The sequence below is a fragment of the Halomonas alkaliantarctica genome, from assembly GCF_029854215.1.
GTDB lineage: Bacteria > Pseudomonadota > Gammaproteobacteria > Pseudomonadales > Halomonadaceae > Vreelandella > Vreelandella alkaliantarctica_A.
In genome coordinates, this window is record NZ_CP122961.1 from 87,744 (window position 1) to 108,829 (window position 21,086).

17 protein-coding genes are annotated in these 21,086 nt (G+C 55.6%); 16 read left to right on the forward strand and 1 reads right to left on the reverse strand.

Annotation, left to right across the window (positions count from 1 at the left end; all coding sequences use genetic code 11):
• Window positions 1-6: 6 nt before the first annotated feature.
• From QEN58_RS00430 to QEN58_RS00500, 15 genes are all read left to right on the forward strand, one after another.
• Entirely contained in the window at window positions 7-2,157 is a 2,151-nt protein-coding gene (locus QEN58_RS00430) for a methyl-accepting chemotaxis protein (protein WP_280105299.1), read from the forward strand.
• On the forward strand, window positions 2,154-3,026 hold the full coding sequence (locus tag QEN58_RS00435; RefSeq protein ID WP_280105300.1) for a CheR family methyltransferase: 873 nt from the start codon (window positions 2,154-2,156) through the stop codon (window positions 3,024-3,026). The genes QEN58_RS00430 and QEN58_RS00435 overlap by 4 nt, the downstream gene beginning before the upstream one ends.
• 91 nt (window positions 3,027-3,117) lie before the next feature.
• Window positions 3,118-4,179, forward strand: a complete 1,062-nt coding sequence (locus QEN58_RS00440) for a protein-glutamate methylesterase/protein-glutamine glutaminase (RefSeq protein WP_273195242.1) — start codon at window positions 3,118-3,120, stop codon at window positions 4,177-4,179.
• An 81-nt stretch (window positions 4,180-4,260) separates the two neighbouring features.
• Window positions 4,261-5,955: a methyl-accepting chemotaxis protein gene (locus QEN58_RS00445; protein ID WP_280105301.1), complete on the forward strand. Its 1,695-nt coding sequence runs from the start codon at window positions 4,261-4,263 to the stop codon at window positions 5,953-5,955.
• A 125-nt stretch (window positions 5,956-6,080) separates the two neighbouring features.
• Window positions 6,081-6,470, forward strand: coding sequence for a chemotaxis response regulator CheY (cheY, locus tag QEN58_RS00450; protein WP_007112066.1), 390 nt, complete (start codon window positions 6,081-6,083; stop codon window positions 6,468-6,470).
• 41 nt (window positions 6,471-6,511) lie between these two features.
• Window positions 6,512-7,207: a protein phosphatase CheZ gene (gene cheZ, locus QEN58_RS00455; RefSeq protein WP_280105302.1), complete on the forward strand. Its 696-nt coding sequence runs from the start codon at window positions 6,512-6,514 to the stop codon at window positions 7,205-7,207.
• Window positions 7,208-7,309: 102 nt separating this feature from the next.
• Entirely contained in the window at window positions 7,310-8,476 is a 1,167-nt protein-coding gene (flhB, locus tag QEN58_RS00460; RefSeq protein WP_280105303.1) for a flagellar biosynthesis protein FlhB, read from the forward strand.
• The gene (gene flhA / locus QEN58_RS00465; RefSeq protein ID WP_280105304.1) at window positions 8,473-10,560 is read left to right on the forward strand and encodes a flagellar biosynthesis protein FlhA; all 2,088 of its coding nucleotides are present in this window, start codon (window positions 8,473-8,475) and stop codon (window positions 10,558-10,560) included. Before flhB ends, flhA begins: the two co-directional genes overlap by 4 nt.
• A 59-nt stretch (window positions 10,561-10,619) precedes the next feature.
• On the forward strand, window positions 10,620-12,803 hold the full coding sequence (gene flhF / locus QEN58_RS00470) for a flagellar biosynthesis GTPase FlhF (RefSeq protein ID WP_280105305.1): 2,184 nt from the start codon (window positions 10,620-10,622) through the stop codon (window positions 12,801-12,803).
• A complete protein-coding gene (locus QEN58_RS00475; protein ID WP_280105306.1) occupies window positions 12,800-13,366 on the forward strand; it encodes a C15 family peptidase in 567 nt (188 codons plus the stop codon). The genes flhF and QEN58_RS00475 overlap by 4 nt, the downstream gene beginning before the upstream one ends.
• Before the next feature lie 25 nt (window positions 13,367-13,391).
• Window positions 13,392-13,823, forward strand: coding sequence for a flagellar protein FlhE (locus tag QEN58_RS00480; RefSeq protein ID WP_280105307.1), 432 nt, complete (start codon window positions 13,392-13,394; stop codon window positions 13,821-13,823).
• A 26-nt stretch (window positions 13,824-13,849) separates the two neighbouring features.
• Window positions 13,850-14,551: an RNA polymerase sigma factor FliA gene (locus tag QEN58_RS00485; protein WP_280105308.1), complete on the forward strand. Its 702-nt coding sequence runs from the start codon at window positions 13,850-13,852 to the stop codon at window positions 14,549-14,551.
• Window positions 14,552-14,591: 40 nt separating this feature from the next.
• Window positions 14,592-15,413: a motility protein A gene (locus QEN58_RS00490; RefSeq protein WP_215090133.1), complete on the forward strand. Its 822-nt coding sequence runs from the start codon at window positions 14,592-14,594 to the stop codon at window positions 15,411-15,413.
• Window positions 15,414-15,418: 5 nt separating this feature from the next.
• Complete coding sequence (locus QEN58_RS00495; RefSeq protein WP_280105309.1) at window positions 15,419-16,093, forward strand: OmpA/MotB family protein; 675 nt, start codon at window positions 15,419-15,421, stop codon at window positions 16,091-16,093.
• Between the two features lie 23 nt (window positions 16,094-16,116).
• Entirely contained in the window at window positions 16,117-18,138 is a 2,022-nt protein-coding gene (locus tag QEN58_RS00500) for a sensor domain-containing diguanylate cyclase (protein WP_280106875.1), read from the forward strand.
• On the opposite strand, the gene QEN58_RS00505 is transcribed toward QEN58_RS00500, so the two are convergent.
• On the reverse strand, window positions 18,135-18,725 hold the full coding sequence (locus tag QEN58_RS00505; RefSeq protein WP_280105310.1) for a hypothetical protein: 591 nt from the start codon (window positions 18,723-18,725) through the stop codon (window positions 18,135-18,137). The two genes, QEN58_RS00500 and QEN58_RS00505, sit on opposite strands and share 4 nt — an antisense overlap.
• A gap of 195 nt (window positions 18,726-18,920) precedes the next feature.
• Between QEN58_RS00505 and QEN58_RS00510 the strand changes: the two genes are divergently transcribed.
• A complete protein-coding gene (locus tag QEN58_RS00510; RefSeq protein ID WP_280105311.1) occupies window positions 18,921-21,032 on the forward strand; it encodes an adenosylcobalamin-dependent ribonucleoside-diphosphate reductase in 2,112 nt (703 codons plus the stop codon).
• Window positions 21,033-21,086 lie beyond the last annotated feature (54 nt).

A 21,086-nucleotide genomic window follows, 5' to 3' on the forward strand; every position in this document is an offset into this window, starting at 1 on the left:
CAAACTATGCGTAATAACCAGCCAGTCTCTCAGCGTGAAATTGAGTTAAAAGAGGACGACTTCTTAGTCTCGCGTACCGACACCAAGGGACGCATTACCTATGCCAACCCTGCTTTTATCGATATTAGCGGCTTCGAACACGCAGAGCTGATAGGTGCGCCGCATAACCTGATACGTCACCCAGATATGCCGCCAGCGGCCTTTGATAATCTCTGGCAAACCGTTAAAACGGGCGAGACATGGCGCGGGCTGGTCAAAAATCGCTGCAAAAATGGCGACCATTACTGGGTCAACGCCAGCGTGACGCCGATTGTCGAAGATGGGCAAGTAGTGGGCTATACCTCAGTGCGCGTGCAGGCAAGCCGCGAAGCCATTGCGCAGGCAGAGCAGGCGTACGCTGAAATACGTGAAGGCCGTAACAAGCGCTACTACTTGGATAAAGGTCGGTTACTCCAGAAAGGTGTGATCAAACGTTTGGCCCGAGTACGCCTCGATACTATTCGTGCCAAGTTGGTAGGCATGATTGTCGTGGCCGGAGTGCTGCTGTTAATTAGTGGTGGGCTAGGCTTGTACGGCTTGAATGTTTCGGGCGAGCGTTTGGAACAACTGAATAATGATGGTTTGCTTGACGTTATTCGCTTGCAGAAAATCGATCAAACTATTGCCGAATCCCGCCAAGCGATCATTCAGCCAGAGCGTATGGAGCTGATTGAGCAGCGTTTTGAGACGGGCGAAAGTATTCAGGAAAGCGCCGCATCGGTCGCCGCTGCATGGGAGGAGTACTACTCGCGGGAAGTCAATAAGACCGAACTTGCCGCCGAGTTTGACCAGGCGCTGCAGGTGTTCTTGCAAAATGGTATGAACCAGGCGGCCAGCGTCCTGCAGGCGGAAGAGGCGTATCAAACGTTTACCGGCCTGGATGCGGTGATCAACGTGATGACCAACGAGGGCCGCGTCCTGTCAGGCATGGTGAATCAACTGATTGCTCTGAAGCAGCAGGCAGCTGAGGCCATGGCAGATGAAACGCAGCAAGGTCAAACCACGATGCTGGGCGCGCAGGCTATCGTCCTTGGGGTTGGCTTGCTGCTGCTTGTTTTGATTGGTGTAGTTACCTTACGGGCGATTACCCGACCGCTTAAAAGCGCCGCAGGTTTTACGCTGCAAATTGCTGGCGGTAATTTGGCAGCTAAAGTGCCCGACCAACGACGCGATGAAGTGGGCCAGTTAATTGACTCACTGAACACCATGCGTAAAAGCCTCAGCAGTATCATTGCCGACGTCAAAAACGGCATTGATGTGGTCACCCCGGCTGCCCAGGACATTGCCAGTGGGAACGAAGAGCTTTCGTCGCGCACCGAGCAGCAGGCGGCCTCATTGCAGCAAACCGCTTCCAGTATGGAAGAAATGACCGCTACCGTGCGGCAAAACAGCGATAACGCTCAAGAAGCCCGTCGTCTCGCCGATAATAATGCTATTCAGGTAACAAACACCGGCGAGTTGATGACACAGCTGGTCGACAATATGCAGCGGATTACGCAAAGCTCCCAGCAGATGGCCGATATTATCAATGTGATCGATTCAATTGCGTTTCAGACTAATATTTTGGCGCTGAATGCCTCAGTTGAAGCGGCACGTGCTGGCGAGCACGGGCGGGGTTTTGCCGTGGTAGCGGAAGAAGTGCGTAATCTAGCTGGCCGCAGCGCAGGCGCTGCTCAAGAAATTCGCGGCCTGATTGATGGCTCGAACCGTGAAGTTAGTGCGGGGGCTAATTTGGTGTCTAAAGCCGAAACGGCGATTAGCGACGTAGCAGAAGCAGCGCGCAGTGTGACCCAAATTATGCACGAGATATCGGCCGCCTCTGAAGAGCAGAGCCATGGTATTGCCCAGGTTAACCAAGCAGTAGCAGAAATGGATCAAGGCACCCAGCGTAATGCTGCGCGAGTACAGGAAACGGCACGTGCAGCTGTTTCCCTAGAGAAGCAGGCAGGGCTATTAGCGCTATCGGTGGAAGCGTTTCGATTAAACAGCGAGGGGACGCTACGTCCGCCAGCAGTGACAGCATCCAAGCACGCTGCCCAACTGCCTAGCACTGCGCCGTCGCATAATTCGCCCGTTAAACGGCAAACAGCCTCATTAGAGGAGTGGGAAGAGTTTTGACCGAACAACGTGAACGGGTGGTAGACGCAGGTCAGTGGACATCGAACAGTCAGATCGAACGCGATCTGGTGCTGACAGATGCCGATTTTACGCGTATTCGCGAGTTGATTTATCAGCGCGCCGGTATCGTGCTGGCTGAACATAAGCGTGAAATGGTCTATAGCCGCTTAGCAAAGCGGCTACGGCACCATGGCATGACGCGCTTTACTGATTATTTGGTACGCCTGGAGCGCCAGCCAGAGGCCAAAGAGTGGGAGGCGTTTACTAATGCGCTGACCACCAATCTCACGGCTTTTTTTCGTGAAGCGCACCATTTTCCGCTGTTGGCTGAACACATAAAGAACAAGCAAGACCCGGTCACCATTTGGTGTTCGGCTGCCTCCACGGGGGAGGAGCCGTACTCGCTGGCAATGACGTTGCTGGAAACGCTGGGCGCGAAAGCGTCACAAGCCAAAGTGATCGCGACCGATATCGATACCGATGCGCTGGCCAGGGCTCGTGCGGGTGTTTATCCCTTGGAACAGGTGCGCAAGATCGATGAGACGCGGGTAAAACGGTTTTTTCAGAAAGGTACCGGTAACCATGCGGGCTTTGCACGTGTACGTCCAGAAGTCTCCGCACTGGTGGAGTTTTTGCCACTAAACTTGCTGGCGCCGCAATGGCCAATTAAAGGCCCTTTTGATGCGGTGTTCTGCCGAAACATCATGATTTATTTTGATAAAGATACACAATCAAAAATTCTTAAACGGTTTGCGCCACTGATGAAGCCCGACGGCTTGCTGTTTGCAGGTCACTCTGAAAACTTCTCGTATATAAGTGACGCCTTCAAGCTACGTGGCCAGACTGTTTATACCGTGGCCAAAAAATGAACAATTATCGTGTCTTTATAATCGCTTTAGGCGCTGTGGCTCCGGCGGTTGCAATCACACATCAGGCGTCTACAGCAAGAGGAGGCGTGCTTTGAGCGCAGCCAAGATCAAAGTATTGTGTGTCGATGATTCGGCGCTAATTCGCGATTTGTTAACAGAAATTATTAATTCCCAGCCCGATATGGAAGTTGTTGCGGTAGCGCCTGATCCTATTGCCGCCAGGGATTTGATCAAGCAGCACAATCCTGATGTGTTAACCCTCGATGTGGAAATGCCACGTATGGACGGCTTGGATTTTCTCGAGCGCTTAATGCGCTTGCGTCCTATGCCGGTGTTAATGGTGTCGTCGCTAACCCAAAGCGGTTCGGAAATCACCCTACGTGCGCTTGAGCTCGGTGCGCTGGACTTTGTCGCCAAACCGAGTCTGGGAATACGCAATGGGATGATGGAGTACGCCGACGAAATTGCCGAAAAGCTGCGTGCTGCGGCACGCTCACGCCCCCGCCAGGCGCGACATAAAAACACGCCGCCGCCAGCGGCCTTAAAGGCACCGCTGGTGTCGAGCGAAAAGTTGATCATTATCGGCGCTTCCACAGGCGGCACTGAAGCGATTCGGGCGGTACTAGAACCGCTACCGGCTAATGCCCCAGCAATATTGATTACCCAACATATGCCAGGTGGTTTTACCCGCTCGTTTGCTGAGCGTCTAGACCGGCTGTGCCGGATTACGGTTAAAGAAGCCACCGATGGTGAGCGGATTCTACCGGGGCACGCTTATATCGCACCGGGAGATCAACACCTTAAGTTGGCACGTAGTGGCGCTAACTACGTAGCGCGATTAGATGACGGCCCACCGGTAAACCGCCATCGCCCATCTGTAGACGTGCTTTTCCACTCAGCAGCTCAACACGCAGGTAAAAACTCCATTGGCGTGATTCTTACTGGTATGGGGAAGGATGGTGCGGCAGGGCTGCTTGAGATGCGTCAAGCGGGGGCGCCCACCATCGCGCAAAATGAACAGACCTGCGTGGTGTTTGGTATGCCGCGAGAAGCCATCGCGATGGGTGGTGCCGTGGAAGTAGTGGCTTTGGACGATATTCCCACGCGAATGATGGCACTGATAGCTGCATCGGGTCGCGCACAACGTGTTTAGTGAGATTGATACGCATCATTACAAATAGCTTGGTATAAGCACTAAGCATAAAAACTTAATAAGCTCGCAAGGGAAACCACAATGAATCGTTTACTGCGCAACTTGAGTATACACGCTGCGGTGGTCGCGGCACTTAGCTGCTTTGGCGTGCTGATTTTGGTGATTGCGGGCTTGGGTGTTGTCGCTGACCGCGATGCACAAACTAATATTGATACATTGAATAATATTAGCAGCGAACAGCTCAATGAGATTAACCGCGCGGACTCGCTGCTAAACCAGGCCATGCTAGCGATGGAAACTGCCTCTAACTACCTGATGGTAGGTCAGACTCGGCAATCCAATGAGCAGGTTGATATAGCAGGCAATCGCATAGAACGTACGGAGCAGCGTTTTGAGAATTTTGCGTCAAACTCATTCTCTGCCCAAGGCGTGGCATTGGCAAACGCTCTGATTGAAGATTTTAATACTGTCATGGCGCTGGTTAAACAGCAGCATGAAACCTTCGAATCTATGGACTTAACCCGCTACAACACCTTGCGTGAGGAGTTGGAAGGGCCATTACTTAGTTTGAACGAAAGCATGACCGCATTTGTCGCCTATGGCTTCCAGCGAGTAGATACCATTCGAGCCGATGCGGCAGCCCAGAGCGATCTGTTTAATATTATCAAAGCGGTAGCGGTGATCTTCACCCTGTTGATGACCCTGGTCATTTACTTTGGTTTACGCCGTACGGTGATTGCGCCGCTAAGAGGGGCCATTCAACGCCTGGATGCGATTGCCGAGGCCGACCTAACCAACCCGCTGCCAGAGGCGGGTAAAAATGAAATTGGTCGTCTGTTTGGCGCTATGGGCACCATGCAGCAAAACCTCACCAATATTGTAGGCCGGGTACGTGAAGGTAGTAACGAGATCCATCACGGCACCCGCGAGATTGCCAGCGGTAACGCTGATCTCTCTTCGCGCACCGAGCAGCAGGCGGCATCGATTCAACAAACCGCAGCTAGCATGGAAGAGATGACTGCGACGGTAAAACAGAATGCCGACAACGCCCGCCAAGCCAGCACCCTGGCAGCAGACGCCTCCACCACGGCAGAGCGCGGTGGTGAAGTGGTCGCGCAAGTAGTTCAAACCATGCACGGCATCTCCACCAGCTCGAAAAAAGTCGCCGATATTACCAGCGTTATTGATTCGATTGCCTTTCAAACCAATATTTTGGCGCTGAATGCCTCAGTAGAAGCCGCGCGTGCCGGCGAACAAGGCCGAGGCTTTGCGGTCGTGGCGGGGGAAGTGCGCAATTTGGCTAGCCGTAGTGCGGATGCGGCCAAAGAGATCAAAACGTTGATTGATGCCTCTGTGACCCAGATTCAGCAAGGCTCAACGCTGGTCGAGCAAGCCGGTACCACCATGTCGGATGTGGTCACCGCCGTGCGCCGCGTAACCGATATCATGGATGAAATCTCCGCTGCCTCCCAAGAGCAGAGCGACGGCATTGAGCAGGTCAGCCAAGCCGTGGGTCAGATGGATCAAGTCACCCAGCAGAACGCCGCGCTGGTGCAGCAAGCCTCTGCGGCGGCTGCATCACTCGAGGAGCAGGCCAACCGACTGGAGCAAGCGGTCGCCGTGTTTAAACTGGTAGGTATGCAAGGGTCGTCACATCCGGTGCTGCCCGCTGCATCGTCAGCCACGAATGCAATGCCTGCACCCAGGGGCGACCATCAGCAAGCAAATCGACCTGCCGCCAAGCGCAGCGACCACGAAGAGTGGGAAGAGTTTTAAGAATGAGTTTTAGGAATGAGTTTTAAGAAAAAGTCTTAGGAAAAATTCTAAGAGACAGCTTTAAATCCCTGACTGTACTGTTCAGTCACCCCAGCGCCATATACTGATTGATTAGAGGATGACCCATGGCAGATAAGAATATGAGTTTCCTAGTTGTCGACGACTTTCCTACCATGCGTCGGATCGTGCGTAGTCTGCTTAAGGAGCTGGGCTTCACCAACGTGGATGAAGCCGAAGATGGCCAAGATGCGCTCAATAAACTGCGCGCTGGCAAGTTTGAATTCGTCGTTTCCGATTGGAACATGCCGAACCTGGATGGCCTGGAGATGCTCAAGGAGATCCGTCAAGACGACGCTTTGAAAAGTCTTCCCGTGCTGATGGTGACCGCAGAAGCGAAGAAAGAAAATATCATAGCGGCAGCTCAGGCGGGCGCTAACGGCTATGTCGTCAAGCCGTTCACCGCCGCCACCCTGGAAGAGAAGCTCAATAAGATCTTCGACAAACTGGGTATGTGAGCGACCAAGCCTATGGGTTTGGTTAATGAGGAGACAACATTATGAGTCAGAATGAGCAGTCCGATTCTGCCCAGCTGTCCGAGCAAGCCGCTGAAGACCTAATTCATCGCATCGGTAAGTTGACGCGCATGTTGCGTGAGAACATGCGTGAGCTAGGGCTGGATAAAGAGATTGAGAAGGCGGCAATAGCCATTCCCGATGCACGCGACCGCTTGCACTATGTCGCTACCATGACGGAGCAGGCAGCAGATCGAGCGCTCAATGCCGTTGACCGTGCGCAGCCGCTGCAGGATCAGTTGTCAGACCGAGCGGAAGCGTTGGATAAGCGCTGGGCCGAATGGTTTGAAGCGCCGAAAGAGCTGGATGAGGCCAAGGCACTCGTCGTCGAGACGCGCACTTATCTTAGCGATGTGCCTGATGTGGTTTCCGCGACGAATAAAGAGCTGATGGAAATCATGATGGCCCAGGACTTCCAAGACCTGACCGGCCAGGTAATTAAGAAGATGATGGACGTGATCCATGAGATCGAACATCAGCTGGTTCAGGTGCTCATTGATAACGCGCCGGGGGCACATGCACGAGAAACACTGCAGCGCAAGGCCGAGGATCAGTGGAAAAACGACAATGCACGGCGTAACGAAGAGCTTTTGAATGGACCACAAGTGAAGGATAATGTCCCCGATACCGTCTCTGGACAAGACCAAGTAGACGACTTGTTGGATGAATTAGGCTTTTAAAGCGTTATTACACGCCCTCTGGGCACGCAAGCACGCTATTCAGCCGTCCCTATGGACGGCTGAATACGTGATAAGCTCCGCTTAACCTGGCCGGATACCCGTATGGCAGATAACGATAGCGACCAGGAAAAGACCGAAGAGGCCACGCCCAGGCGACAAGAGAAAGCCCGTGAAGAGGGCCAGGTTGCCCGTTCCCGCGAGTTAAATACGTTTTTGCTGCTGCTGGGCGGTGTGATTGGCCTCTATAGCATGGGTAAAATGCTCTACAACCAGCTGGGTGCAGTGATGGAGCAGGCTTTCCTGTTTGAGCGCCGCCAAGCAATGGAAAGTACGCCGATGTTGGTCAATGCGCTGGATCTTGGGCAGCGCACGCTATTTGCCATGATGCCGCTGTTTTTACTGTTAGCCGTGATTGCATTAGTAGCCCCGGGGTTGATGGGCGGCTGGCTGATATCGGGTAAATCGATGCAGCCCAAGTTTTCCAAGCTAAACCCTATTAAGGGTGTAAAGCGTATCTTCTCCACCCAGGCACTGATCGAATTGGCCAAAGCGATCGCCAAGTCGGTGCTAGTAGGGGGAGTCGCTGCAACGTTTTTGTATTTCAATATCGACAAATTTATGGCGCTAATGGATCAGTCTATCCAGCAAGCGCTGACCAACGCGCTAACCATGGCGGCTCAGGCGGCCGGGCTCATGGTGCTGGTGTTGATCGTGGTCATTTTGATCGATGTCCCTTTCCAGCTCTGGGACAATGCAAAGAAGCTGCGCATGACTCAGGAAGAGGTTAAGCGTGAGCATAAAGAGTCCGAAGGCGACCCGCATGTGAAAGCGCGCATTCGCCAGCAGCAGCAGGCCATGGCGCGGGGCAGGATGATGAGCAAAGTGCCTAAGGCCGACGTTATCATTACCAACCCCACGCACTACGCGATAGCACTGACGTATCAGGAAGGCAGCATGGGTGCGCCACGGCTGGTGGCAAAAGGCGCCGACGCAGTGGCCGCGCGCATTCGCGAAATTGCTGAAGAGGCGGGCGTGCCTCGCTTGCAGGCAGCGCCATTGGCGCGGGCCCTGTATCATCACGTCGATCTAGATGCAGAAGTACCTGCCGAACTGTATACCGCGGTGGCGGAAGTAATGGCCTGGGCCTATCGCCTCAAGCAAGTAGCAAACCAAGGAGGCGAGGTGCCCCCAACCCCCGATAACCTGCCGGTACCACCGGAGATGGAAAGCCCCGGGCATGTCGCCGGTGGTAATGAGGCGCAACCATGAAAGGCTTGAGTCAGCTAGTAGGGCGGCGCGACTGGATGAGTGATGTGCGCATGAAGCTGCTGGTCGGGCCGCTGCTCATCCTCATGATCTTGGGCATGATGATTGTGCCGTTGCCCCCCTTCGCCCTGGATTTACTCTTCACCTTCAATATCGCGCTGGCCATTATGGTGTTAATGGTCAGCATGTTTACCCAGAAGCCGCTGGACTTTGCGGCGTTCCCTGCTGTGTTGCTTTTTACCACGCTGCTGCGCCTGTCGCTCAATGTGGCCTCTACCCGGGTGGTGCTCATGGAGGGCCACCAAGGCGGTGCGTCCGCGGGTAAGGTCATCGAAGCGTTTGGGGCGTTCCTGGTCGGCGGTAATTTCGCTGTGGGTCTAGTGGTCTTCCTTATTCTCGTCATCATCAACTTTATGGTTATCACCAAAGGTGCTGGTCGTATTGCCGAAGTGGGGGCGCGCTTTACCCTGGATGCAATGCCCGGTAAGCAGATGGCCATCGATGCCGATCTGAACGCTGGTTTAATCGGCGAAGAAGACGCCAAAAAGCGCCGCGCGGAAGTCGCGCAAGAGGCGGATTTCTTTGGTTCGATGGACGGCGCAAGTAAGTTCGTCCGTGGCGATGCCATTGCCGGTTTGGTGATTATGGTGGTCAATATCATCGGCGGGCTGTTGATTGGTATGCTGCAGCACGATATGAGCTTTGGCGCTGCTGGTCAGACCTATATGTTGCTGGCGATCGGCGATGGCCTGGTGGCACAAATTCCGGCCCTGGTGATCTCGACCGCAGCAGGTGTCACGGTTTCTCGGGTAAGTACCGATACGGACGAGGATATTGGCCAGCAAATGCTCAGCCAACTATTCGTTAATCCCCAGGTACTGATATTGGCCGCCATAGTGATGGGGCTGCTGGGCATGGTGCCCGGCATGCCCAATTTAGTGTTTCTACTCTTTACCGCGCTGCTGGCGGGTTTGGCGTGGTTTATTATGCGCCAAAAAGAGCAATCGTTGGTCAAGGAAGAAATTGCGACTGCGCCTGTACCATTACAAGAGACCCCCGAAGCGAGCTGGGAAGACGTGCAGCTGGTCGATACCCTTGGCCTGGAAGTGGGTCATCGCTTAATCCCGCTGGTCGACTCGCGTCAAAAAGGCGAACTACTGGGGCGCATTAAGAGCGTGCGGAAAAAGTTTGCCCAGGAAGTGGGCTTCCTGCCCCCGGTGGTGCATATCCGCGATAATTTGGAGCTACCGCCCAACGCCTATGTACTCTCCATGAAAGGCGCCGAGATTGGTCGCGCCGAGGCACAGCCGGGTAAATGGCTGGCGATCAATCCAGGCCAAGTATCGGGCGAGCTGCAGGGCACCCATACCGAGGACCCCGCCTTTGGCTTGCCCGCTGTATGGATTGATAGCAACCAGCGTGAACATGCCCAGGTGTACGGCTACACCGTGGTGGATGCCAGTACCGTCATAGCGACCCACTTGAACCACCTGCTGCACCGCCATTCGCCCGAGATGCTGGGTCGTCAGGAAGTGCAGAAGCTGCTGGATAAAATGGGTGATGATCAGAAAGCGTTGGTCGAAGAGGTGATCCCCAAGGCTATTTCGCTCACGGTGCTGCAGCGTATCTTGCAAAACCTGCTCGACGAAGATGTCTCTATTCGTGATATGCGCACTATTCTGGATACCCTGGCAGAGTACGCTACTCAGCAAAAAGATCCCAACGAGCTGACAGCGCTGGTGCGTGTCTCGCTGGGGCGGGCAATTGTCCAGCATTGGTTTGCAGGGCAGGAGACGCTCAATGTCATGGGGCTGGACGCCCAGTTGGAGCAGGTGCTGGTACAGGCTATGAACGGTAACGGCGCCATGGAGCCCGGGTTGGCCGAGACGCTAATGACCCAGGCGCAGCAGGCGCTGGAGCGTCACGAAAGCTCCGGCGAACCGCCGGTGCTGGTGGTGCAGCACTCGCTGCGAGCGGTGCTATCGCGTTTCTTGCGCCGCCGTCTACGCCATATGTCGGTATTGTCCCAGGCTGAAATTCCCGATGACCGCACATTAAGAGTGACCACCGTCGTCGGCGGACGTTAATGATGACGCGCCGTGATAGGCTAGCGTCGACCATTTCCAGAATAGGCAAAAGGTAAATCATGAGCGTTAGACGTTTCGTGGGAGCCAACAGTCGAGATGTGATGCGCCAAGTGCGCGAAGCGCTCGGTGAAGACGCCTTGATTGTTGCCAATCGGCGCACTGAAGGGGGCGTTGAAATTTTGGCCATGGCGGATGAAGCCATTGACCACTTTGAACCTTCACCAGAACCCACCGCCCCCAAAACGCCGGCAGCGCCTCCGCCGCAAGATCCCATGCAAGCGATGAGTGAGCGCTTACTGCGCGAAATGCAGGATATGCGCGCGCTGCTAGCCAATAGCCAGCCAGCCAATGCCGCTTCTCCAATACCAACAGCGCCTACCGGCACGGTGGCGCGGCTGCGCCAACTGCTATGGAACGTCGGTTTTAGCAGTGAGCTCGCCGATGAGCTGTTGGCAGGGTTGCCCGCACCGCTCACCAGGTTAGACGGCGAGAGCGAAGCGCCGCTGCAGTGGCTTCGTCAACAGTTAATGGATCGCCTCTGCGTGCTGAGCGATGAGCCCAGCTTTTTCGATCAAACCGGTATTGTTGCCCTGGTGGGGCCGACAGGAGTGGGTAAAACCACCACCACCGCCAAGCTGGCCGCTCGTTTTGTGATGCGCCACGGTACGCGCCCGGTGGCGCTGGTCACCACCGACAGCTTCCGGATTGGCGCCCACGAGCAGCTGCGCATCTATGCGCGCCTGCTGGATACCCCGATGTACGCGCTTGACGCCGAGCAACCCATCGACGATTTGTTGGGCCGCCTGCAGGGCAAGCAGTGGGTGATTATCGATACCGTGGGTATGAGTCAGCGTGACCAGCGGGTGATTGAGCAGATTGCCCACCTCCAGGGCGGACGCTCGCGGGTGCGTTTGGTACTGCTGCTCAATGCCGCCAGTCAGCCGGAAACCCTCGAAGAAGTCGTGCTGCGTTACCGACAGGCCGCGCGAGCTGCAGGCGCAGAGCTAGATGACTGCATTATTACCAAGCAGGATGAGGCGGGACGCCTTGCGCCGGTGTTAGACATTATTATGCGTCACGGAATGCGCGTGCTGTTTGGTTCAAATGGCCAGCAGGTGCCTGAAGATATGGCCATTGCCGCTCCTGATGCGCTAGTGGATCAAGCGCTTAGCACGGCGACGCCACAGCGGGAGCGGGCGCAAAGTGCCGACGCACCGATGGGCATGCCGCGCTGGTCGCGGGATGTACTGGGCCAGGGGCGTCGTTTGTCGTCGCTACTGGCGCGGCTGCGCCAACGCGTCACGGGCTTTGCGGCATTAGAAGAGGTCTGGAATTTAGCTTCGCTACCTAGCCGTGTGCAGGAAACGCGTTTGGATGCATTACTTGTCGGTTACCCAGCGGCGGAAACCACCTTAGGTATGGCGTGGTCAGCACGGCGTAACGAGCGCGGCTGCGACTGGGCAATGCCGGACATTGGTCTGGACGCCGATGGCGCCTGGCTGGCGCTTCCCTGGCTGCAGCATCGCCACGCCGCGGGGTGGCAGCCCCGCTTAGCTGCCTTGACTTCATCAAGCGGCGTCGCGGTGCATCTACTACCGCGCTTTCCCGAACCTGATGCACTAGCGTGGCTGGAAGCCGAGCACTTGACCTGGGTCAGCCAAGTAGCCCCCAGTCATCGAGTACGCTTTCACCACGAACGTCAGTCGATCCGTCAGCTGTTTAGTGACAGTGTGCTGACGCATCATGTAGGGGTACGTTTTCGCGGGCAACCGGTGCAGCTGTGGACTGCCTACGCCGAAGTCGAGGACGCCAACGGTACGGCTCTACTCGCCTGGTACGGCGAAGTGCGCGACCCGGAAAGTGCCAAAGTGGTGGCGCGGCGTTACTGGCTTACCCCAGCACGGTTGGGGGCAGAGGTGCTCTCGTTGCTGTTAACCCAGCTGCAAAGCGAAGGTTTGTCCGCTTTGACGCGTCGCGCGTGGCAGCAGTTAAAAGAAGCCGATAGCGGTGATCTCAATGCCGAAGTTCGCCTATTGATGGCCAGCGGTGTGGCGTCGGTCGCCGGGCATCTCGATGTGGCCGATGATGAGGAGGCGCAGACGCTGCGCGGTGATCTGCTCAACCTGTTAGGCACCAGCCGTCGCCGCCGTGATACCGGCATGCTCGATGCGATGGTCTACGCCTTTATGGCGCGGGATGCGATTCGCCAGATGGGCAGTGTTAGTCGAGAGGGTGTGGCGTGAGCGAACAAGATCAAGCCTCGGGGCTGCGCAAGTGGGCAAGTCTGCAGCGCCAACAGCAGCAGGCTGAGGGTACGGTTGACGTTGCGGCGGCAGAGCATGTGCCCGAAGATACCGCCCCTTTATTAGCGCCTGCGTTAGCGACAGTGGAAGAGCCAGCGGCAATGACGCCACCCAAGCCCAAAATTCCACTTATTGTGGTCGGGCTGCCCGGTAGCGGTGCACCCCAGGTGAACAAGGTCAAAGCGCGTCTGGGGCAGTGGTCAAGGCTAGGTCGAAGCTGGGCCGGTGACCCTGACGATTGGGATATTCGTATCGCAATGGCGGAAACTTCTGATCTTGCTCAGCTACGCGATCAATACAGCCGTTGGGCGCTATGGATCAGTAGCGATGCGGATACCTTCGCTGGTATGTTTGGAACGTTGCGTCAGTTGCATGAGCGGGGTGGGCCACGTCGTTTGCTGGCGCTGCATGAACCTCACTTACCGCGCCAAGGGTTACTCGATAACTTGCGTCAGGCCGCTGATTACTACTTAAATATGGAGTTACTGGTACTTGCACGATGATCGCACTCTGCCGAGGATACCAAGCATGCTAAGCTGGCAATTAAGAAAGAGACTGCCTCTGATCTTAGTACTAGTAGCAGGGTGGCTACTAACAGGATTAGCGGGCAGTGCCCAGGCAACAGCCGGTAGTTGGAGCAGCCAGATACCTAGTCTAATGGTGGCGATGAGTGATCGGGCAAGCGCTAGCCAAGCGGCTACCCCACCAACTGCCGCTAACAACGTGCAGTTGGCGCAGCTAGGGCGCATTCAGTGGCAGTTTCAACATTCCCCTGGCGTGCTATTAAACGCCTGGCTATGTCATCCTGATCAGTGCGTTGCATTAAACGGTATGCGTGGTTCTACCACGGCACTAGCGGGGCGAGCCGCTGAAGAGCCGTTGCATTTTCGCTTCGCCTTACGCCCAGGCCAGCGGCCTGTTCGCGTGCAAGGGTTGCAATTGATTGTGAACTATCAGTGAAGGCTGGATAGCCGCGAGGCGAGAATATGTACACAGCACAGGGAAGAATTAAACAAAATGAGCTATTGACGCAATACATGCCACTGGTGCGACGTCAGGCCTTGACGCTACAGGTTCGGTTGCCAGCAAGTATTGAGCTCGATGACCTCATTCAGGCTGGAATGGTGGGACTGCTGGAAGCGCTGGGTCGTTTCGATGCCACCCAGGGCGCGACATTCGCGACCTTTGCCAGTCAACGTATTCGCGGTGCGATGATGGATGAGTTACGCACCCGTGACTGGCTGCCCCGCAGCGTGCGCCGGTCAGCGCGTGCGGTTGACAGTGCCGTTCGCCAATTAGAGCAACAGCTCGGGCGAGCGCCGGAAGAGAACGAAATCGCCCTCCACCTTGAGATGCCGCTGAGTGAGTATCAGCAGCTTCTCAATGACACCAACAGTGGCCAACTGTTGCCGTTTGAAGAGCTGGTGGCCGACGGCAGCGAGCCTGTCAGCAATGAGCTGGGCACTTCACCGTTCGAGCAGTTGCTAGATGGCCAGCAGCGGCAAACGCTGATTGACGCGATTGAAGCGCTGCCAGAGAGGGAAAAGCTGCTCATGGCGCTGTACTACCAAGAAGAACTCAACCTCAAGGAAGTAGGGGCTGTGTTGGGCGTAACGGAATCACGCGTTTCTCAACTGCACAGCCAAGCCGTCAGCCGTTTACGAGCGCGTTTACACGACTCGGCATAACACCTCTTTTTACTCACTTGTGACCGGCAAGGAGCCGTGGATGAATCCTTCGACGCTGATAGGCATATTTGCCAGCATACTGCTGTTGGTGAGTGTGTTGTTTTTCACCGCAGAGTCCCCTGAAAGCTTTATCAATTTACCGGGCCTAGCCATCGTGGTGACCGGTACCTTAGCGGCGACCTTTATCAGCTATCCGCTGAAAGAGGTGCTCCGCGTAGTACGACTAGTGGGCTTGGTTTTCCGGCGCGAAAATACCTATATGCGTGACGATATTCGCGAACTGGTAGATATGTCGCGGCTGTGGTTTAAAGGCGATGTGCGCGCGGTCGAGCGTGAGTTGGAGCATACCCGGAATCCGTTTTTACGTACTGGGATCCAACTGGTGATTGCCAACACTAAAGAGGATGAAATTTTTGACATGCTGCGTTGGCGCATCGCCCGCCTTAAAGCGCGTGAGCATGCTGAGGCACAAATATTCCGTACCATGGCGACCTATGCACCCGCGTTTGGCATGATCGGCACCCTAGTGGGGCTGGTCAATATGCTGGAAGTTATGGACGCAGGCGACCTGCAAGTGATTGGCCCGCGTATGGCAGTCGCTCTACTTACCACTTTCTACGGTATTTTACTCGCCAACTTAGTGTTTAAGCCGATTGCCGTGAAACTCGAGCGCCGCACCGAAGAGCGGCTGATTACCATGAATATGGTGCTGGAAGGTATTTCGCTGATTACCAAGCGTCGCCTACCGTCGTTTATTGAAGAAACCCTCAACTCGTTTGTGGCTAACTACCACGATGAAATTCGTGATAACAGCGTCAAGCCAAGGCCTGACTCGTCGGTTAGTTCGGCGGCCAAGGGATAACCAGCATGTTAGACCGCGATATGCGCCATGCGCTGGAAATGTCGCCATCGCCAGGCGATGGTGATGAGGGTTGGCTAACCAGTTATCTTGATGTATTGACGCTACTAATCACGCTCTTTGTACTGCTGCTTTCACTAACGCCGCCAGGCGGTGGTGAAGCAGCTGATACTGCTTTCATGCGCTCGGCTAGCGCTGTATCATCACTGCCGCTGGCGACGTTGGCTACCGGCATACAGCCCCGCCATGCAGGGCTGCAGCCACAGTTTGATGGCCTCAGTATTCCCGGCGTGAGCGTTTCGCAAGGGCGTGAAGGGGTTACGCTACGCATTGATACCAGCCTGCTATTTCCTAGCGGCCAAGCGGTACTGACGCCCCGTGGGCAAGATGTGGTAGAAAGCCTTATCGATGTGCTGAGCCGTTTTGATGGCCAAATTTCGGTGGAAGGCCACACCGATAGCGTGCCTATTTCAACGGCCCGCTTTCCTTCTAATTGGGAGCTCTCATCCGCGCGGGCTATCGCTGTGGTGAGGCATTTAGAGCGCCAAGGGTTCAATATTTCTCGTATGCGGGCCGTCGGTTATGCCGATACCCAACCCATGGAACCGAACGCAACCGCGGATGGGCGAGCTGCCAACCGTCGCGTAGAACTGTTGTTAAGGCAGCAGGTCGAGGGTGAATAGATTGCGAGGCCACGCTTGTGTCCATGTACCACCCGCGGTTGCAGTCATTTGGTGCCCTGCTGATTTTAGATGCCGATTGTCGACGCGTCCAAACCAGTAGCACTAACTTAGCTCGCTTGACCGGTGTTGAGCGCCCTGAAAATGGGCAGCTCACCCTTGCCTGCGTGTTGGGGAAACGACTAAGCCAGCGGATGCGTCATGAGCTGCAGGGGCAGCAGCGGCTCCCCGGCCCGCTAGTGTTTAATCGTTCCCAACACAGCAATGGGCGTTTTCAACTCCACGCTTACCGAGCGGGTGAGCAGGTTATCGTCGAGATTGAGCCACTTAATCCCCAGGGTAGGCGCCGCCTACTGGGTACTGTGAATGAGCGGCTGATGCACTTAGCAGAAGCGACGCGTCAGGAAGAGCTGCTTGAGGCTTTGGTTAACGCTATTCAACAGCTTACCGGCTATGATCGCGTCAGCGTGTGTCATTTTGATAGCGACTGGCATGGTTTGATGGTCGCCGAAGCACAGGGAAAGCAACTGCCCTCGCTGTTGGGGCAGCGCTTTCCTGCCAGCGACTTCCCTGTCGCCCTACGCAAAAGTTACCAAGCTTACCCCGTTCGGTTAATTGAAGACGTCGATGCGTCGCCTGAAACGCTGGAGCCCGCCTATTCGGGAGCAAGCCTTAGCGGCAGTTTTTTACGCGCGCCTGCCCCGGAGCGGCAGCGCTATTTAAACCGCCTGGGAGTGCGTGGGTCATTTAGTTTGGCTATGCAGGGGGATACCGGCTTATGGGGGCTCGTGTTTTGCCACTCGTCAGCACCGTACTCGGTTGAGCCTCCCGTGCGAGATGCCGTTCGCACTCTCGTGCAAATGGCCACCCAGCGCATGCTGCTGCTGCGGGCGCGTCAAGAAGCCCGTTACCTGCAGCGGGTTCAGGATAGCCTGGTACTCAGTGTACGAGTGCGCAGCGAGCCGCAAGGCCCCCAGCAAATGCTACATGAGCAGGCGGCTATCTGGATGAAGCTATTTCGTGCCCATGGCGTGGTGCTGTGGGTGAATGGTGGCGCTTATCAAGCGGGCATGACGCCGACCCCAGAAGCGATCAGCCAGTTTGTGCTGCGCCTGGAAAGGACCCATGTGCATAGCGGTCCTTGGTGCACGCGCGAAATCGCCAAAGAGCCGTTGACCTGTTCGCTAGACATGCCCGAACAGTGCGGAGCTTTAGCTGTGCCGCTGCCGATGAACTCAACCCAGCGCGCCTGGCTGATGTTTTTTCGCCCCGAGCAGGTGGAAACGCTATATTGGGCGATGCAACCCACGACCAACTCTCATCCGGCGTCGATAGCGGTTCCCTCGACCGCCTGGCAGGAAGAGGTGGTGGGTAAGAGCGAAGCGTGGCAACGGGTAGAGCGCTTAGCGGCGGTAGATTTGGGTGAAGATCTGACGCTGGCGATTTCCGCCTATGAAATTAGCTCACTTAATAGACATTTGGAGCACGAGCGCAAAGCCCTTGCAGAGGTTAATCAGCGACTTGAGCAACTGGCCCATTTTGATCCGCTAACCAAGGTGTGGAACCGCTACCGCATTGAGGAAGCGATCAATGCGGAGCTAGTGGCTGCCAAGCGCTACGCTGCTGCCTTTGCGTTATTACTCTTCGACGTGGATAACTTCAAACAGATCAACGATGCCCACGGCCATAGCGTGGGGGACGATGTGCTGGTGGCGCTGGCACGCTTAGTGGAAAGCTCGCTGCGCGGCTGCGACCACCTGGGGCGTTGGGGCGGCGAAGAGTTTATTGTACTGGCAACCCACTCTGACGTTGACGCTGCCCTTGGCTTGGCTGAGCGGCTGCGCTCGTTGGTAGCAGCGCTACGTATAGAAGGGCTTGAACAGACCATTACGGTGAGTATCGGTGTTGCTGTTTGGCAGCCGGGCGACAGCTGTAAAACCATTATCTCACGGGCCGATGACGCCATGTACCGTGCTAAGCATGGCGGACGCAATCGCGTTGAAATAGCGCCTAAGCCCATGGTGCCGATCTCATCATTCACGCCTTAAAAGTTTCCACTACCTTTGCACTGGCTGAGCATCCGTTGAATCGCTGCGTCGGCGCCTTTCAGGCTAAAAGTCATATACCAAGGCTCGCGCTCCTGCTGATCAAAGCCGAGAAACAGCTGCTCGCCCTGGCGCATGTCGGCCATTAGAGATTCCAAGTCACTTAAGTAAAAGTGGGCATAAAACCCGTTATCGCCGCGCTCAGTAATAAATTCCGCCATGGTGTCGATAACGGGCTGCTCATCGACTCGCAGCCGAGCGGGCACTAGGTTGACCGCACGGCTCTCATCTTGCTGCTGCTCAAGGGTGACGCGCATCTCCAGCCAGGGTAAATCGCAAACGCCTGCGGTGGCGTTCAAGCTCAGCGTAGCGTCGGAGTAGCTGTGGGTTTCCACTGCACGGTAGTGGCGTTCGCCCCCCAGCGTTAACGTCATCGACTGCCAATGGTCGTGGTTGGTTACGTCCTTGGTATTAAACGTGGCGGCGCGAGTGTCGGGCGTTACTACCATCAGTGACACAGCCATTGCCACAGTAACTAACGCAGGCCAGCGGAAACGCAGGGTATCAGTAGCAGTCATGATCTGAGCCATTTAACTAAAAGGGTCAGTCTATAGCGTGTTGGGAAGTGTCAAAAGAGTAACGCGCTGATTTTTCTATATATGGTAGAAAACTTTAAAAAAAGCGCCCCATATAGTGGGAAGTCAAGTCTATACTTCATTCCGATGCCACGTATAATTGCCCCATTTAAGCGCTATATTCACCCCGTTGTGAAGGAGTTTTGCGATATGAGCACCGCTGCTAAGGCTATGAAGACCTCTAACGATGTCCCGATGCAGGCCCCTTCGCGGGAGATCTGGGATGCTAAATATCGTCTCAAGGACCGTCATAGCCAGCCCGTCGATCAGGACGTAGGTGCTACGTTTGAACGGGTTGCTCGCGCCCTCGCAGTGGTAGAAGGTGATAAAGCGGAAGAGTGGCTGCCGAAATTCCGTTGGGCGCTGGAAAATGGCGCTATTCCTGCCGGTCGTATTCTCTCCAACGCGGGCGCTGAAGCGTATAAGCCCGCGGTGAGCCTGATTAACTGCACCGTTTCGCGCACGATTCGCGACTCCATGCGCGATATTCTCGACTCGGTGGTCGATGCGGGCATGACGCTGAAATCCGGTGCAGGTATTGGCTACGACTTCTCGACGCTGCGCCACAAAGGCGCGTTCGTATTCGGCGCTGGCGCGGGCACTAACGGCCCGCTGGCGTTTATGGATATCTACGACAAGATGTGTTTCACCGTCGCCTCTGCCGGTGGCCGACGCGGCGCCCAAATGGGCACCTTCGATGTGGGCCACCCGGATGTGCGCGAGTTTATCCAGGCTAAGCGCGAAGCGGGTCGTCTTCGTCAGTTCAATCTGTCGTTATTGATCACCGATGAGTTTATGGAGGCGGTCAAGAACAATACCGACTGGCCGCTGGCTTTTCCGCTGCACCCCGGTGAGAAAGAGGACGTGAAAGCGGAAGACCTGCTCTATCGTGATTGGCCGGTGGTGGAAGAGGGCTACACGGTGGATGCCGAAGGCCGCGTTGCCTGCCGCATTGTTGAAGTGATTAAAGCGCGGGAGTTGTGGGACACCATTATGTCCTCCACCTACGACTACGCCGAGCCGGGCTTTATCCTGATAGACCAGGTTAATCGCATGAACAATAACTGGTTCTGCGAGGATATCCGCGCCACCAACCCCTGTGGCGAGCAGCCTCTGCCGCCGGAAGGCGCCTGCCTCCTGGGTTCGGTCAATCTGACCAAGTTTGTCATCGACCCCTTCGGTGCCGAGCCGCGCTTTGATTGGGAGCGCTACCGCAAAGTGGTCGCGATCTTTACGCGAATGCTCGACAATGTGGTCGAGATTGCCGGTTTGCCGCTGCCTCAGCAGCAGCGTGAAATTGAAGCCAAACGCCGCCACGGCATGGGCTTCTTGGGACTGGGCTCAACGCTCACTATGCTCAAAATCCCCTACGGTTCTAAGCAGTCGCTGGTGTTCACCGATGAGGTGAGCCGTCATTTGGCGATAGAGGGTTGGAAGCAGGCGTTGGAGCTTTCTCAAGAGAAGGGCATGGCCCCGGTGCTGGAGCAGGAGCATACCATTACCCCTAAAATGCTGCGCGAGCGGCCGCAGCTAGCCAAAGATGGTTACGAAGTGGGCGATCAAGTGCCGGGGCGTATCCTGCACGCTCGCTACAGTCAGTACATGGCCCAAGTGGCCGAGCTTGAGCCCGAGCTTGTGGCACAGTTGGCCGAGCACGGCGCGCGCTTTACCCATCACAGCTCGATTGCGCCGACCGGCACGATTTCGTTATCGATGGGTAACAACGCCTCCAACGGTATCGAGCCCTCCTTCTCGCATCGCTACTTTCGCAATATTATCCAGTCGGGTAAGAAGACCAAAGAGCAGGTAGAAGTGGTTTCTTTTGAGCTGGCCGCCTACCGTCACTTTATCGCTGACGACGCTGTGGATAGCGACCTGCCGGACTACTTTGTTACCGCCGATGCCATCTCGCCCGAACAGCATGTTGCGGTTCAGGCCGCCGCCCAGCACTGGATCGATTCGGCGATCTCAAAAACGGTCAACGTGCCTACCGAGTTTCCCTTTGAGCAGTTCCAGGATCTCTATTTGCAAGCTTACGAAAGCCGCTTAAAAGGCTGTACTACCTTCCGTTTTAACCCCGAGGCCTTTCAGGGCGTGCTGGTACGGGAAGATGATCTTAAAAACACCACCTACGTGTTTGAGCTGGAAAATGGTGAAACCCTTGAGCTCAATGGTAGCGAAACGGTAATTTACGACGGTGAAGAGCATAACGCTGCCAACCTCTTTGATGGCTTAAAAGAAGGCACCTACGGCAAATGGTGATGCCGCGCTAAGCGCTATCTGTTTTAAACGCACACCTTTGCTAAGTGGAGAACA